Here is a 15,597-nt window from a genome sequence, read left to right as displayed (position 1 = left end):
TTATTATGGAAGTAATTCTTCTAGACAAAATCGCCAAATTAGGCGGCCTTGGTGACAAGGTAACTGTTAAATCAGGTTATGCACGTAACTACTTATTACCACAAGGTAAAGCAGTTTTTGCATCTTCAGCAAACGTTGAGCACTTTGAAGCACGTCGTGCTGAAATTGAAGCTAACTTAGCTCAAGTTTTAGCAACAGCGCAAGCTCGTGCAGCTAAAATTGTTGAATTGGCTGAAATTACCATCGCATCAAAAGCTGGTGAAGAAGGTAAATTATTCGGTTCAATTGGTACACGTGATATCGCTGATGCGATCACCGAAGCTGGCGTTGAAGTAACAAAAGCTGAAATACGTTTACCATTAGGTGCAATCCGTGAAACTGGCGAGTTCGATATCGCTCTTCACTTACACCACGATGTAGATACTAGCATTAAAGTAACTGTAATCGCTGAAGCGTAATTACTAGTGTTAAACAGTTAGTTTAACATTTAAAGATAATAAAACACCGTACTCTTATTTAGGTTACGGTGTTTTTTTTTGCCCTTCTAAGCATGGCACAGACCATTGTGTTGCGGTTAATATACCACGTTCAATCAGTCCTCCTAATCCTTGTAAGCCACCTGTGTGCAATAAAACGATACGCTCACCTGCAGAAAAATAGCCCTGATCGAGTAAATCCAGTAAAGCGAGCACCATTTTTCCTGAATACACCGGCTCAAAATTAACTCCGGTAATGTGGTTAAATTTGACAATGCGGGCGATATCAAGAGCGCTGAATTTAGCATAACCTCCGCGATGATACTGGTGAAGTAATTGCCAGTGCTTATGGTCAACATCACTTGGTAATAATTGCTCTATCTCAGCTTTTAGGTATTGAGCGCCTTTTAATACCACAATGCCAAGTAGCTTATGTTGTAAAGTGTTTAGCGTGTAGTCGCCAGCAATCAGTCCGGCTATGGTGCCGCCGCTGCCAACCGGTGTTAATAAGGTATCAAACTCAAGTTGCTCCGTTAATTCAGCGATCACTTCGCTTACTCCATTTATCGCTAGTGTATTACTGCCCCCTTCAGGAACAATAAAATAATTTGGGTATTGATGCTTTAATTGTTGAAGGAAATCATCATCATGGCGACGTCGATAGGTTTTTCTATCGACAAAATGTAGTTTCATCCCCCAATGTCGAGCCCAAGTTAAAGTATAATTATTAGCATAGCTTGCTTCTCCACGAATCACTCCCACACATGGAAGATTTTGCTGGTGGCAGGCAAAAGCAAGCGCATGAATATGATTAGAATAACTACCGCCAAAGCTCAGTACACCCCGTAAATGATTATGCTGTTTTACATGAGTTAAATTATACTTAAGCTTTCGCCACTTATTGCCTGAAATAATAGGATGAATTAAATCATCACGCTTTAGGTAAACGTTTATATTATGTTGATGAAACAATGGATGTACTAGTTGTTGTAACTCAGATAGAGGGGTCATTATCGGGCAGTATGTTCTCAAGCTAGAAAAGTGAAAGGGAAAAACAAGTAAAAATACTTGCAGGTGTATGGCAATAAAGGATAATGTTAGAAGTACCGCTTTTAAATACTTGTTTAGTATTTAATTATTAAAAATAAAGTAACTATAATATAGCACTGAACCATGTCTTTATTAACTCAGGTAAGCAATATCTTTTCAAAAAAACCATCGGAACGCTTGGTTGGTATTTCGTTGCAGCAAGCATCCGTTTTCTTATGCTCTCTTCCTGCGTTAGGGGCAAGCTCATCGTCTGCTGAGGATTCAGAGCAAGCAATTGAATTTAAAAGCGTAAAAGTAAACCAAATAGATTTTTCAGCGGCTATTGCTGACTTGCAAGCAGAAATACCATTTACTGGCAAGTGCCATGTTGTTCTCAATGCTCAACAGTCACAAATAGTGCAAGTTGATAAACCTAAAGTGCCAGCAGATGAAATTAACAGTGCGCTGAAATGGCAAATAAAAGATCTGGTGACTATCGCACCTGAAAATATGGTGTTAGATTATTTTGATGGCCCGGTTTTGGCTGGTGGTCAAGAAAAAATCAATGTGGTTTGTGCCCCGATGAATGAACTTAAAAGCCTTGTTGCTGCCGTTAATGAAAGTGAGGCAGAGGTTTGTAGTATCACTATTGCTGAGTTTGCTTTTGCTAATCTTATTCCCAACCAAAAAGATGCGTGTTTGCTTGTTTGCCAACAGCCTAATGAAGAAATAGTATTGTTGATTGTCAAACAAGGTCGGTTGTTTTTTCATCGACGTTTACGCGGATTTAGCCAAATTGCCAATAAAACTGAAGATGAATTATCTATGACGGTAATAGATAATTTGGCGTTAGAGATTCAGCGTTCTTCCGACTTCTTTGAACGCCAATTAAAACAAGCCCCTATCAGAGAGATCAAAATACTATTGCCGATTAGCCATGAAGGCTTTTTTGCTCGTAAACTTGCCGAAAGCTCGCTAGTGCCAGTTACCTTGTTAGCGTTACCTGAAGGCTATCAAGCAAACCGTGAATATGCTGCAGCAATAGGCGCAACACTATATGACACAAAAGTAACCGAGCAAGATCAGGAGGTTAATAATGTCATCTAGTACAAATAAAGGCAGTGTCGTTAATAAGTATAATATTAATTTATTGCAGCCAGAGCTGCTCCCTGACAAGGTATTATTAACGTTACCTAGAGTGGTTGCACTTTGGGGTTTTGCACTGTTAATTATGGTTGGTTGGGTTGCAGCTACCCATTATAATCAGCAATCACTTCATGCTGAATTAACGGCTTTGCAGCAAGAAAACAATACCTATAGCGCTCAGCTAGAAACATTTTCTGCTCAATTGGTCGCCCGTAAAGTAGATAGTCAATTGACTGATAGATTAGCGACTATTAAGCTATTAATGGGGGTTAAACAAGCATTACATACAAAACTAACCAACCCTAATATTACCTATGTTACAGGTTTCGCTAAGGCTATGGATGAACTTGCACAGATGCATCATCAAGATATACGCTTGCAAACTATAAATATTAATAATGAAAACATGACCTTTGCGGGGTTAGCATTAACGCCTGAGGCCGTGCCTGCTTGGCTTGCTGGCTTTGAACATTCAGTGTTGTTATCAGGAAAGTCCTTCTCCCACTTTAAGTTGTCTGAAAACAAAGACAATATCACTGAGTTTATGGTTAGCTCTAAAATCAAAGAGGCAGCTACACATGATTAAACAGTGGCAAGCATACAGTGATAAATTCTTAGTACTGACTATGCGTGAGCAATACCTTATTTTGCTCACGGGCCTGGTTGCGGTTATTTTCATTAGTTTTTACCTGTTTATTGGTCCACAAATGAACCAGAACACACAGTCTTCTCAAGCTATTTCACGACTGAAGGTAAGTAATAAATCTGTTATAGCATCCGTAAAAGACATGCAGGCAGCGTTACAACAAGATCCAAATGACGATATTAGAAACAAAATTGCGCAGTATGAAGCTAAACTTGCAAAAATAGATGAAAGCTTGCTGACTTTAACGAGTGAGTTAATTAGTCCTGTGCAAATGCGTTATGCCTTACTGGATTTATTAAAACTTGAGCAAGGAGTGTCATTACTCTCTTTTGAATTACTTGGTGCTCAGCCTTTGCTAAGTAATGACTTGTTAACAGATGAACAAGATCATGCCACGGCTGAAAAATCAACGTTGCTAAATGCCAGTCAAACAAATTTAGCAGATCAAACAGCTGTAGGGGTTAATTTATACCGCCATGGCTTTAAAATTAAGCTTTCAGGTAGTTATTTTGAATTGCGTAATTACTTATCTCGTCTTGAGAAGCTGTCATGGAAGTTTTTCTGGCAAGACTTTAATTTTAAATTAATACAATACCCCAACAGTGAGCTAGAAATACAAATGTATAGTTTGGGCACTAAGAAGGAGTTTGTCGGTGTTTAAATATACGGGTGGAATTATAGTGTTTTTACTGTCATTGACAGTAAATCAGGGCGCTTTAGCTCAGGATGATCCAACACGCCCTTTTAATTATAGCGCCACTTCAATGGCAACGCCTGATGGCAAAAAATTGGTGTTAGAGTCTATTATTTCTGTTAATGATGAATATACTGTTATTGTTAGTGGTAAGGTAATGAAAATGTTTGACTATATTGGTGAATATCAACTTGCTGAGGTTAATGACCAGCAGATTGTTTTACGCAGTGACAAGCAGCGGCTTACATTAACTATTTTTAAGGATGATATTGTTAAAGCGAGTACACCTAAAGAACAGTAAAGGCGAATGAGTAATAGTACTTAACCCTTGAGTCCAAGAATGATGAAGATAAATTTAATGATGAAACAATCAAAATTGAAAATAGCCTTTTCTAGCTTACTGCTAACTTTTGCTGGCTGTCAAAGTGTTCCTGATCATCCTGTGGATATGAATGAAGGCCTAGAGCAAGCTATCAGTGAAACTAAAACGTTAAATAGCCCTAAACCTTTAACTGTTGTTCCCAATTCAGTTCAACAAGAGCTAATGTTGCAGAATATGACGCAAGCTAAACAGGGGTTGTTGTCAGAGAAGCGACTTGAAATAGCGGCTACATCAGTTGATGCGAAAGATTTTTTCACAGCGATTGTCGAGGGATCTGATTATAGTATTGCGATTCATCCTGAGGTGAGTGGCACTATTACTTTGAATTTAACTAATGTGACATTAACTGAGGCTATTGATGTAATTCAAGATATTTATGGCTTTGATATACGTATTAACGGCAATGTCATTCAAGTTTATCCAGCAGGTATCCGTACTGAAACACTGGCATTAAACTATTTGTTTTTAAAACGGTTTGGCACCTCCAGTACCAGTATTAATTCAGGAGGCGTTTCAGAAAATGATCCTAATAGTGGCAACAATAATAATGGTGGCAATAATAACAACAGAAGTAGTGGTAGTAGCAATAACCAAAATAGCCAAAATGGTCAAAGCAATGGTATTAATATCTACACTGAAAACGAAACTGATTTTTGGACTGAGTTAAAAGAAACCCTGACGGCATTTGTAGGAACAGAAGATGGTCGCTCGGTGATTGTTTCACCGCAAGCAGGGTTAGTAACCGTTCGTGGGTTGCCTGAAGAGATCACTGCGGTTAAACAGTTTATCAGCGATACTGAGTCACATTTACACCGCCAAGTGATTATTGAAGCAAAAATAATGGAAGTCACTTTAAATGATGATTACCAACAGGGTGTGCGTTGGAATGAAGTGCTGGGTAGCTTGGGCAAAACTGATTTAACCTTCAGTACCAGTGGAAATATTCAAGGCAATGCAATTTCAAGCAATATTGGTGGCGCAACCGCTTTAAGTTTTTCAGGTCCTGATTTTAGTGGTGTCATCAATTTACTGCAAACGCAAGGCAACGTGCAAGTGCTATCAAGCCCAAGAATTACCGCCACTAATAATCAAAAAGCGGTGATAAAAGTAGGTGAAGATGAATACTTTGTTACTGACGTTTCTAGCACTACCACTACGGGGACTTCAACTACCACTACACCAGAAGTAGAGCTGACGCCGTTTTTCTCAGGTATTGCATTAGACGTAACCCCTCAGATCGATAAAGAAGGGGAGGTTATTTTACATGTTCACCCTTCAGTTACACTGACCGCAGAACAAAATAAAACCATACAACTTGGCGAGGAAACACTCCTTTTACCGTTAGCACAAAGTCGAGTGCGTGAATCAGACACCATTATTCGGGCAAAATCAGGTGAAATAGTGGTTATCGGCGGTTTAATTGAAACTTACAAAGTTGACGAAGAATCAAAAACCCCTTTATTAGGGGATATTCCGTTAGTGGGTGGTTTATTTAAAAGTGTTAGTGAGTCAACACAAAAACGAGAATTAGTTATTTTACTGAAACCCGTCGTTATTGGACAGGACACATGGAAAACTCAACTGCAGGATGCAAGAGCGCTATTAAAAAAATGGTTCCCGGAAGAACAACAAGAAAATAATGAATAAAGCAGATAAGCCCTTATGTACTTGTACCATTTTGGTTTAACAGAGTTACCCTTTACCCTGACACCCAATACGCATTTTTTTTTAGCGCTTGAGCCTCATAATGAGGCGCTTGCCGTATTAATGACGGCATTAAAAACTGGCGAGGGCTTTATTAAAGTTGTCGGTGAAGTTGGAACAGGTAAAACCTTGTTATGCCGAAAACTGCTTAACGAAATACCTGAACATTTTATAACCGCTTATATTCCCAACCCTTATTTGAACCCTGATGAACTAAGACGTGCGGTTGCACTGGAACTAGGAGTCAAACAAGCCCAGCGCATGTCAGCACAGTTATTAACACAGCGCATTCAAAATCGTTTGTTGGAATTGCATAGTAAAGGTCACTCCGTGGTACTTATACTCGATGAGGCACAAGCGCTGCCGGCTGAAAGTCTAGAAGCCTTGAGGTTGTTTACTAATTTAGAAACAGAAACACGCAAGTTATTGCAAGTCGTGTTGTTCGCTCAGCCTGAACTTGATCAACGGTTAGCCCAAACCCAATTTAGGCAATTGCGCCAACGTATTACTTTTTCGTATCAGTTAAGAGCGATGAATAGCGAAGAAGTGCAGCAATATATACAGCATAGATTACACGTTGCTGGGTATAAAGGCGCGGTACTTTTTTCAACTAATATTTGTAATAAAATCACTAAAGTTAGTAAAGGTATCCCTAGGATTGTCAACGTTTTATGCCATAAAATGCTGATGTTAAGCTATGGGCAAGGGCATTATCAAATGACAAAAAAGCAGCTTAAGGCGGCAATAAAAGATACTGAGAGTGTTGCTGGTAGTGATAGCAACATCACTAAGATAAACACAGTTGGTGTTTTGTCATTAAGTGCCATGATTGTGCTTTTAATAATATTGGCATATTTTGTTTATGCTTTTTATCAGTCAGGGGGAGCATTATGAGCGTTATAAATCAAATGCTTAAAGATTTGGATGAGCGTGCACCTGAGTCAGGGCATACGCCGATTGCCACAGTGACAGCGAAAAAGAACTCAACCTTAACCATTGTAGCAATAACGGCACTGGTATTGCTATGCATCAATGCCCTTGGTTTCTATATTTGGGATCTACAAGCGCGGGCCGATATTAACCAGAGTCAGCAAGCGCAAAGGGTAGCAAACACCCAAGAACAAAATAACATACACGTACCAACACAACAGCAGCAATTACCAACAGTGGTTACACCTGATCAGCAGCGCCAATCAACAACTGTTGCAGCACCTAATAAAGCAATAACTGAGTTTGCCAAATCCAAGCCCAATAGGGAAACTAATAGTGAAACCACTAATGAAAGCCAGTCAGAACCTGCGCAGGAAAATGTTGCCAACGTATTAAAACCGATAAAAACTCAAGCAGTAGCAAAGGAATTAACAACACAGCCCAACGAAAAAGTTAGAGTCCCCGTACTTGCTAATAATAGTAAAATAGCGATTCAACCTAAGGCTAAAATAGCTGAGTCTGATATGGTTGAACCTTCAGCAATTGTTCCTGCGAAAATGACGGTTTCTAGAAGGCAGTTAACCGCAAAAGAATTAGTGGCACAAAAGTTAGCAAAAGCTGAAAAAGCCGTTAATACTAAAGATATAACTAAAGCTGAACAGTTATTTGAAGATGTGCTTATTGTCGAGCCTGAGCATAAGCAAGCTCGTAAAAATCTTGCAGCCTTATGGTTTGGGCGAAAATCGTATCAACAAGCGTTGAATTTGTTAGCACAAGGGATCGCATTAGATAGGCAGGATGGCGAATTGCGTTTGTTAAAAGCACGAATTCATCTCACGCAAGGGCAACATCAAGCCGCTTATACCACCTTAATGCCACTTGCTGCCCTTGAACACGAACAATACCAAGTGATGTTAGCGAATATTGCCCAAAAAATTGAACAATACTCTAGTGCCATTAGCGCTTATAAGGTGTTGATTAACATGCAACCATTTAGTGGACGTTGGCACTTGGGTTTGGCCATAGTTTATGACAAAAATAGTCAGTTTGATTTGGCAAAAAACGCCTATGCGCAGGCGTTAACTAAAACCGATATATCGGCATCATCAGCTAAGTTTGCACAGCAACGCCTACAAGAGCTAGGAGAGTAAATACCATGAATGCTGCTAAATTGAAAAGGTGTTCCATTTTAGAGCATCAATTGTTACTACAATTAGGCTTGCCTGATTTCATATTACAACTTGGAGAGTAAAAATTATGGCCGCCCCTAAATTAAAAATGCGCCTTGGCGACTTGCTAGTACATGAGCATATTATTAGTAACGAACAATTAATGCAGGCGTTGAATAGTCAAAAAACCACCGGACGGAAGCTCGGGGATACCTTGATTGAGTTAAACTATTTATCAGAGCGACAATTGTTAGAGTTTTTAGCACAACAACTCGACGTGCCATTTTTAGATATTAGCCAACTTCGCATCGCGACCGAAAGTGCTAGCCTATTATCCGAAGTGCATGCCAGAAGGTTACGGGCATTAATTATTGAAGATAAAGGTGATTCTGTCCTTATTGGTATGAGTGATCCAGCGGATTTAAATGCGCTCGATCAGCTAGAGCAACTACTCTCCCCGAAAAAAATAGAGCTTGCGGTAGTCATGGACTCGCAAATGTTTGAAGCATTTGACGGAATGTATCGACGAACGGCCGATATTGAATCATTTGCAAGCCAGTTAGAAGAAGAATATGAACAATCATCAAGCTTTGATTTAACCACCTCTTTTGTTGATGAAACCGGCGACGCCACCGTAGGCAAATTGTTGCAATCAGTTTTTGAAGATGCAGTGCAAATGCGCGCTTCAGATATACATATTGAGCCAGATGAAAGCCAACTTCGTATTCGTCAGCGTATCGATGGGGTGTTACAAGAAAGTATACTAAAAGAAAGCAAAATAGCCTCAGCCATGGTATTACGTTTAAAGCTGATGGCTGGCCTAGATATTTCAGAGAAGCGTATTCCACAAGATGGCCGCTTCCATATGCAAATATCAGGACACAGTGTTGATGTTCGTATGTCAACCATGCCGATTCAATATGGCGAGTCTGTGGTTATGCGTTTACTTGATCAAACGTCTGGTGTGCTGTCATTAGATCAAACCGGTATGCCCGACGATCTAGTGAAACGGGTTCGTCATCAAATTACCCGGCCCCATGGCATGGTTTTAGTGACGGGGCCAACCGGTAGTGGTAAAACCACAACTTTATACGCGGCATTAAGCGAGTTAAATCAGTCGAGCAAGAAAATTATTACTGTTGAAGACCCGGTTGAATATCGTTTACCACGCATCAATCAAGTGCAGGTAAACGCAAAAATAGATCTCACTTTTTCATCGGTACTAAGAACCGCACTTCGACAAGATCCAGATATTATGATGGTTGGTGAGATGCGTGATCATGAAACTGTAGAAATTGGTTTGCGAGGCGCGTTAACGGGGCATTTAGTTTTATCAACCTTGCATACCAATGATGCCATTACCAGTGCGTTACGGTTATTAGATATGGGCGCCGCAGGCTTTTTGGTAGGGAGTTCATTACGGGCGATCATTGCACAACGATTGGTGCGTAAAGTTTGTGAAAATTGTCAACAAGATTACCACCCTGATGCTCAAGAGTTATTATGGCTGACCAATTTAGCCGGCGAACAAGCACAAACTGCTAAATTCACACAAGGCAAGGGGTGTCAGAGTTGTCAATATACTGGCTATAAAGGTCGTATTGGTGTGTTTGAATTACTAGAAATGAATGAACCCATGATGGGGGCGCTTAAACGCGATGATACTGAAGCGTTTACTGAACTCTCTAAAGCCAATCCAACGTTTACCCCCTTGGCTGTGGCTGCGTTTGATTATGCTATGCAAGGCATCACAACCGTAGAAGAAGTGTTACGTTTAGTTGAAACTGTTGATGTAACCTAGGCAATGACTTACTAGTGTTGAAGAAATAGACACAGAGAACAATATGGCATCATTTAAATATATCGGTCGTAATAGTAGTGGTAGTCAAGTGAAAGGCACCATAGAAGCAGGCAATACTTCTGCAGCTGCAGAGCTATTACTGAATAAAAACATTACGCCTACGTCTATTTCGGTTGGCACGGCTAAGAATAATGACAGCCTTTCAAGTAAAGATGTCACAGAACTGTTTGGCTTTGATAAAGTATCGTTAGATGAATTGATTATTTTCTCTCGGCAAATGTATGCATTGATGCGCTCTGGAGTACCTATTTTGCGCGCTATTAGTGGCATGTCTGAGTCAAGCAATTCGCCCAAGCTGAAAAAAGCACTCGCGAGTATCGGTAGTCAACTCGAAGGCGGCTATACTTTATCTTCAGCATTAAACCAACATCCTGACATATTTAGTTCGTTGTTTGTTTCTTTAATCCATGTTGGTGAAAATACCGGTCAACTTGAGGAGTCTTTCCTCAAGCTAACCACTTACCTCGAACGTGAACAAGCCACAAGAAAACGTATTAAAACCGCATTACGTTATCCAACTATGGTGTTGTTTGCTTTGTTTGGCGCGTTAGTGATATTGAATATTTTTGTTATTCCTACCTTTGCTAGTATGTTTGCCAAATTAGGGGCCGAATTACCTTTGGCCACTAAATTTTTAATTGCTAGCTCGACCTTTTTTCTTCATTACTGGCCGCATATGATTGCCTTTGGTGTTATCGCTTATGCGTTAATACGTAAATCATTAAAAACCGAAAAAGGGCGGCATCAATGGGATAAACGTAAAATAAAACTGCCTATTATCGGCAGTATTATTGAGCGCTCTATTTTAGCTAGGTTTTCACATAGTTTTGGTATTATCTTAAAGTCGGGCATTCCAATGACTACAGGGTTAACACTTGTCGCCGATGCTGTCGATAATCGCTATATGGAGCAAAAAATCATCACTATGCGTGTGGCAATTGAAAGTGGTGAAAGCCTACTACGTGCAGCAATAGCAAGTAAGTTATTTACCCCTTTGGTCATTCAAATGATTGCCGTGGGTGAAGAGACAGGGCAAGTAGACGAATTGCTGAAAGAAGTGGGCGATTATTATGAACGTGAAGTTGATTATGATCTCAGTACGTTAACCGCCAGAATAGAACCGCTGTTATTAGTGGTTGTTGCCGCTATGGTATTGGTGTTGGCATTAGGTATATTTACTCCGATGTGGAATATGGCATCTGCTATGCAGGGCAAATAAGTATTTTATTCGACTTAATTCTGACCTACATACGATATCATCAATTGTTTGTAATAGAATTTTGAGATCTATGTAGGGGATAATTTATTGCCCGTGTTTGTAAGTTTTGGCTTGAGTCCAGCCTAAGCAAGGGATAACAATTGTTAGTAATAGGGTTTTGAGATCTATGTAGGGGGTAATTTATTGCCCGTGTTTGTAAGTTTTGGCTTGAGTCCAGCCTAAGCAAGGGATAACAATTGTTAGTAATACGGTTTTGAGATCTATGTAGGGGGTAATTTATTGCCCGTGTTTGTATATTTTTGACTGAAATCTAACCAAGTTAAATGACAAGTAATAGAATTATGACGGCAATAACAGACAAAAAAGAAAAATCGTTAGCCGAATTTCTCGTTATTATTACGCTTGTTGGCTTGATGATGGCGTTTTTTATCAGATATTATATTGAAAATGAAGCCAAGTTTATGCAAGCAGGATTTGCTAACGTAGCGCAAACTTTTAATACAAAGGTTGGTGCAGTTCACGCACTGTGGATGATGGATAACCAGCCCAACATTGTTTATTTGTCGTCATTTGACCAAAATAAAGCACAAGCAATACCAGTCAATCACGCTGGTTGGATTGATGTAAACAATGGGGATTTTCCTTGTGATAAAATTTGGCAATTAGTCATGGAAGTTCCAATGAGCGCTATGAAGTTTTCGGTAAGTGCAATAGCGGTTAATCTACCTACTGGTGAGTCAACAAATACTCAAGTTAGAAAGGGTAATCATTTATGCAGATATGTGTTACCAGATGGCAGTTATTTTCAATATGATCGCGTTAAAGGCAAAGTAAGTCAGGTGATTAAATTAAATTAAGCGTTTTATTTGTTATTTTGTTCTAAACTGTAATTAATTGCTGTTAAATATGTGACTTAATAAATAAATCACTGTTACAATTAAATAAATATGAGATATATTGAGGTAGGTATGAATAATAGAAATAAATTAAAGAAATCTTCGGGTTTTACCTTGATTGAATTAGTCATAGTGGTTGTTATACTAGGATTTTTAGCGGTAACGGCAATCCCTAAATTCCTAGATTTAACCGATCAAGCTAAACAAGCCAATATTGAAGGTATGGCTGGTGGTTTTGCTACCGGTGTTTCATTGGTCAGAGCGCAATGGGAAGCTGAAGCACGACCAAATGATGGTGGCACACCGAAGCAAAATTTTACCACTTATGACGGTACGGTTGTTTATTTAACGGTTGAAGACATTACTAACAGTGTTAGGCCCGGATATATCCTTGGTACAACACCGACCTCGTTAGTGGCAAATGTAAACTGTGTAGAAGTGTGGAATGCGGTTTTTCAGCAGCCACCGAGTATCTCAACTACTGATTTAAATGTGAATAGCGACGTTGATTATTTTGCCTCAAAAGATACCAATAATATTTGCCATTTCTACTTAAGAGCTTCATTAGCCCGTAATACCACAGATACAACAAAATTTGACAATCCTGCCAATAGCACCACAATAGGTAATAGTTTTACCTATCAGCCAGCAAATAGCGAGGTTATTGTTTACGTAACTAACTAAAATAACAAAATAAATAAAATTCCATCAATTACCAAACAAATAATTACGAAAAAAAGCAGAGGAAATATTATGCAGTACATTAATTCTCAGAAAAAATCACAACAAGGCTTTACCTTGATTGAATTAGTTGTGGTCATTGTTATCTTAGGTATATTAGCGGTAACCGCTGCGCCTAAATTTATTGACTTACAAGACGATGCTCGAACGGCTACCTTACAGGCGGTGAAAGCGTCAATGCAATCTGCTTCTACCTTGATGCATAGTAAGGCATTGATTGCAGGTAGAGAAAGTGCAGCTAGTGCAGCTACAGCGTTTGTCACAGTTAACTCTAAACAAACACAAATAAATTATGGTTACCCGTTAGCTGATTATAGCGCAGCAGCTGCATCTAACCCAGGAAATTGGAATGACTTGCTTGAATTGAACACAAATGAGTTCACCTCAGCCGTTGTTGGTGGCAGCTTTGTTGTATACCCAACAGGAAAAAGTGCACCCTCGGCTATTCCTGCTTCACCCTATGCGGCAACCACAGCTTCAAACTGCTTTGCCTTTTATACTCAAGCTGCCTCTGGTGGCGTGCCAAATATTCAAGCAGTTCCATGTTTGTAAATTATTGTGTTTAGTAAAGATAAAAGGAGAGCTTAGCTCTCCTTTTTTGCCTGAAATAGATGAATAGTGTGTTATGAACTTTTTGTTATGAATTATTTGTTATGAAAAAAAGTCAGCACGGTTTTACCCTCGTTGAATTAGTCACCATCATTATTTTGATAGGTATACTGGCGGTTAACGTATTACCAACATTTGATGGTAGCGCTAGTTATGAGGCGCATAGTCACAGAGCGCAGCTGATTTCAGCGTTACGGTTAACCCAACAGCGTGCCATGCAACAAACTGATCCAGATGCAGTAGCCGCTGACCAACCCTACTGCCATCAAGTTATTTTTGACAAAGCTCTCAATGTTGCCCGCTATGGCGTCCCTAATCGATTAGATTGTTCTGTAATATCGTTTGCGGGATGGCAGCCAGATGCAACTGGCTTTGAAGTGGATAAAAAGTATCAAGTGAGTTTTGATATCGATGGTAAAGCTAACCCTAGTGCAGTAACGTTTGATAGCATGGGGCGACCCATTGCGAATGCTTCACTATCATTAGCGAATAACTGTCTTGGCGGCTGTACGATTAATGTCCATAGCAGTGTGGAAACCTTGAAAATAAGAATAGAGTCAGAAGGGTATATTCATGCCATTTAGCTTTTTTTTATTTTGCTCCCTACGTGCAAAGCGTCAAGCACCGCATCAGCTAGCAGCTAGGCAAGGTGGTTTTACCTTAATAGAAATTATTGTTGGTATGGTCGTGCTGTCAATATCCTTATCTATTGTTTCAACGCTGATTGCACCAACCGAGCAAAAAAGTGCCGATCAAATTTTACAAGTCAAAGCAGCAGAGTTAGGGCAAAGTTTTTTAAATGATATAAGCGCCCGAGCCTTTGATGAAAACTCTGATATGGCAGGGGGAAGAATTCGTTGTGATGACACCAGTGTAGGAGCTTTAGACTGTACTGATGCCGTAGATTTTGGCACAGAGGCTGGTGAAATCACTCGAGATTTATTTGATGATGTTGATGATTTTAATAATTATGAGCTGAAATTTAATGCTGATGGCCAAGGTTTACACCCAAGTTACGCTAATTTTACCATTAAAGTTGAGGTAATCTATGATGGAGCATCTTTAGGTTTGGCTGCTCGGGCAGCTAAAAAAATTACTGTTACTATTACCACGCCTTTAGATACCGAGATTAAATTTGCCAGCCATAAGGCAAATTTCTAATGCTTAATTTCCAATTAAAGCGGAGAACGACCACAAGTCAAGGTCAAATCCAAGGGGCAATCACTAAAAAAACGAGAGGATTTACCTTACTAGAGTTAATTATTGTGATTGTTATTTTAGGCGTGATGTCGTTGGGTATCGCAGGGTTTATTACTTTGAGCACGCAAACTTACCTAAATGTCAGTGAGCGTGATAAGTTGTTATCTAGTGCACGTTTTGCCGTTGAGCGGTTAAATAGAGAGCTGAGAAATGCTGTGCCTAACAGTATTCGTGTCACAAACGACACAATACGGCACTGCATTGAGTTTACCCCGATTAAAGCAAGTACCTTCTATACCGCTATTCCTGTGACACCAGATCCCAAAAAAACGAGTATAGAGGTCATTGCCTTTATTAATGCCCAAGGCGCTCCCTTTCATTGCACCACCCCTTGCACAGATTTTGTCGTAGTTTACCCACAGATTCCTGCCGATATTTACAACTTTGATATCAGCACAGGCAATGGCAAAGTTACTGCGCTGCAGCCCTTTGCTGGTTTAACCGGTGATATTTGGACCTTACCGATAGCGCCGAGCGGCGGCATGATATTTACAGAGCATTCACCAACCAATCGGCTTTATGTTTTTGATAAACCGGTATCTTACTGTGTCAATGATTCAGAGTTAAGACGTTATAATCAGTATGATTTTAACGCTACGCAGTCGCTAGACCCTTCAGGGGGGTATGTGCTTATGGCAGAAAATCTTCCTGCGGATATAAATAATGCTCCCTTTAGTTATTCATCGCCGTCTTTACGAAGGAATGCTGTGGTTCATATTTTGCTCAACTTTGATCGCGATGGAGAAGTCATTGCTTTTGATAACGATGTTCATATTGAAAACATCCCTTAGTTATTAGAGCTAAATTTAATAATATCTTGCCGATAACGTTAGCA

Annotated in this window: 17 protein-coding genes; 16 read left to right on the top strand and 1 reads right to left on the bottom strand. The window is 39.7% G+C overall.

Annotation, left to right across the window (positions count from 1 at the left end; genetic code table 11):
- The first annotated feature begins 5 nt into the window (after positions 1 to 5).
- The gene (gene rplI / locus ABXG98_RS10630) at positions 6 to 458 is read left to right on the top strand and encodes a 50S ribosomal protein L9 (RefSeq protein ID WP_353538663.1); all 453 of its coding nucleotides are present in this window, start codon (positions 6 to 8) and stop codon (positions 456 to 458) included.
- A 63-nt stretch (positions 459 to 521) separates the two neighbouring features.
- On the opposite strand, the gene ABXG98_RS10625 is transcribed toward rplI, so the two are convergent.
- Positions 522 to 1,487 (bottom strand): 1-aminocyclopropane-1-carboxylate deaminase/D-cysteine desulfhydrase, encoded by a 966-nt coding sequence (locus ABXG98_RS10625; RefSeq protein WP_353538662.1) that lies wholly within the window; start codon positions 1,485 to 1,487, stop codon positions 522 to 524.
- Positions 1,488 to 1,649: 162 nt separating this feature from the next.
- Here ABXG98_RS10625 and ABXG98_RS10620 point away from each other — a divergent pair, with 162 nt between their 5' ends.
- The 15 genes from ABXG98_RS10620 (at position 1,650) to ABXG98_RS10550 (ending at position 15,553) form a co-directional block, all read left to right on the top strand.
- Positions 1,650 to 2,612 (top strand): hypothetical protein, encoded by a 963-nt coding sequence (locus ABXG98_RS10620; protein ID WP_353538661.1) that lies wholly within the window; start codon positions 1,650 to 1,652, stop codon positions 2,610 to 2,612.
- Positions 2,602 to 3,237: a PilN domain-containing protein gene (locus ABXG98_RS10615; RefSeq protein ID WP_353538660.1), complete on the top strand. Its 636-nt coding sequence runs from the start codon at positions 2,602 to 2,604 to the stop codon at positions 3,235 to 3,237. Before ABXG98_RS10620 ends, ABXG98_RS10615 begins: the two co-directional genes overlap by 11 nt.
- Complete coding sequence (locus ABXG98_RS10610) at positions 3,230 to 3,958, top strand: hypothetical protein (protein WP_353538659.1); 729 nt, start codon at positions 3,230 to 3,232, stop codon at positions 3,956 to 3,958. Before ABXG98_RS10615 ends, ABXG98_RS10610 begins: the two co-directional genes overlap by 8 nt.
- Positions 3,951 to 4,292: a hypothetical protein gene (locus ABXG98_RS10605; RefSeq protein WP_353538658.1), complete on the top strand. Its 342-nt coding sequence runs from the start codon at positions 3,951 to 3,953 to the stop codon at positions 4,290 to 4,292. Before ABXG98_RS10610 ends, ABXG98_RS10605 begins: the two co-directional genes overlap by 8 nt.
- A 57-nt stretch (positions 4,293 to 4,349) precedes the next feature.
- Positions 4,350 to 6,020, top strand: coding sequence for a pilus (MSHA type) biogenesis protein MshL (gene mshL / locus ABXG98_RS10600; protein ID WP_353538657.1), 1,671 nt, complete (start codon positions 4,350 to 4,352; stop codon positions 6,018 to 6,020).
- Between the two features lie 15 nt (positions 6,021 to 6,035).
- A complete protein-coding gene (locus ABXG98_RS10595) occupies positions 6,036 to 6,971 on the top strand; it encodes an ExeA family protein (RefSeq protein ID WP_353538656.1) in 936 nt (311 codons plus the stop codon).
- Complete coding sequence (locus ABXG98_RS10590) at positions 6,968 to 8,158, top strand: tetratricopeptide repeat protein (protein WP_353538655.1); 1,191 nt, start codon at positions 6,968 to 6,970, stop codon at positions 8,156 to 8,158. Before ABXG98_RS10595 ends, ABXG98_RS10590 begins: the two co-directional genes overlap by 4 nt.
- 106 nt (positions 8,159 to 8,264) lie before the next feature.
- Positions 8,265 to 9,977 (top strand): GspE/PulE family protein, encoded by a 1,713-nt coding sequence (locus tag ABXG98_RS10585; protein ID WP_353538654.1) that lies wholly within the window; start codon positions 8,265 to 8,267, stop codon positions 9,975 to 9,977.
- Positions 9,978 to 10,020: 43 nt separating this feature from the next.
- A complete protein-coding gene (locus tag ABXG98_RS10580) occupies positions 10,021 to 11,256 on the top strand; it encodes a type II secretion system F family protein (protein ID WP_353538653.1) in 1,236 nt (411 codons plus the stop codon).
- 341 nt (positions 11,257 to 11,597) lie between these two features.
- The gene (locus ABXG98_RS10575) at positions 11,598 to 12,113 is read left to right on the top strand and encodes a hypothetical protein (protein WP_353538652.1); all 516 of its coding nucleotides are present in this window, start codon (positions 11,598 to 11,600) and stop codon (positions 12,111 to 12,113) included.
- Between the two features lie 111 nt (positions 12,114 to 12,224).
- Positions 12,225 to 12,836: a type II secretion system protein gene (locus ABXG98_RS10570; protein ID WP_353538651.1), complete on the top strand. Its 612-nt coding sequence runs from the start codon at positions 12,225 to 12,227 to the stop codon at positions 12,834 to 12,836.
- 69 nt (positions 12,837 to 12,905) lie between these two features.
- The gene (locus ABXG98_RS10565) at positions 12,906 to 13,445 is read left to right on the top strand and encodes a type II secretion system protein (protein ID WP_353538650.1); all 540 of its coding nucleotides are present in this window, start codon (positions 12,906 to 12,908) and stop codon (positions 13,443 to 13,445) included.
- 101 nt (positions 13,446 to 13,546) lie between these two features.
- Positions 13,547 to 14,086 carry a prepilin-type N-terminal cleavage/methylation domain-containing protein gene (locus ABXG98_RS10560; RefSeq protein WP_353538649.1) on the top strand — a complete coding sequence of 180 codons (540 nt, stop codon included), beginning with the start codon at positions 13,547 to 13,549 and terminating at the stop codon, positions 14,084 to 14,086.
- Complete coding sequence (locus ABXG98_RS10555) at positions 14,076 to 14,663, top strand: prepilin-type N-terminal cleavage/methylation domain-containing protein (protein WP_353538648.1); 588 nt, start codon at positions 14,076 to 14,078, stop codon at positions 14,661 to 14,663. The genes ABXG98_RS10560 and ABXG98_RS10555 overlap by 11 nt, the downstream gene beginning before the upstream one ends.
- Positions 14,663 to 15,553 (top strand): PulJ/GspJ family protein, encoded by an 891-nt coding sequence (locus ABXG98_RS10550; RefSeq protein WP_353538647.1) that lies wholly within the window; start codon positions 14,663 to 14,665, stop codon positions 15,551 to 15,553. Before ABXG98_RS10555 ends, ABXG98_RS10550 begins: the two co-directional genes overlap by 1 nt.
- Positions 15,554 to 15,597: the final 44 nt, after the last annotated feature.

The organism is Colwellia sp. KU-HH00111 (genome assembly GCF_040362745.1).
Taxonomy (GTDB): domain Bacteria; phylum Pseudomonadota; class Gammaproteobacteria; order Enterobacterales; family Alteromonadaceae; genus Colwellia.
Note: the sequence above shows the minus strand (reverse complement) of the source record. Positions and strands in the feature narration are given on the sequence as shown.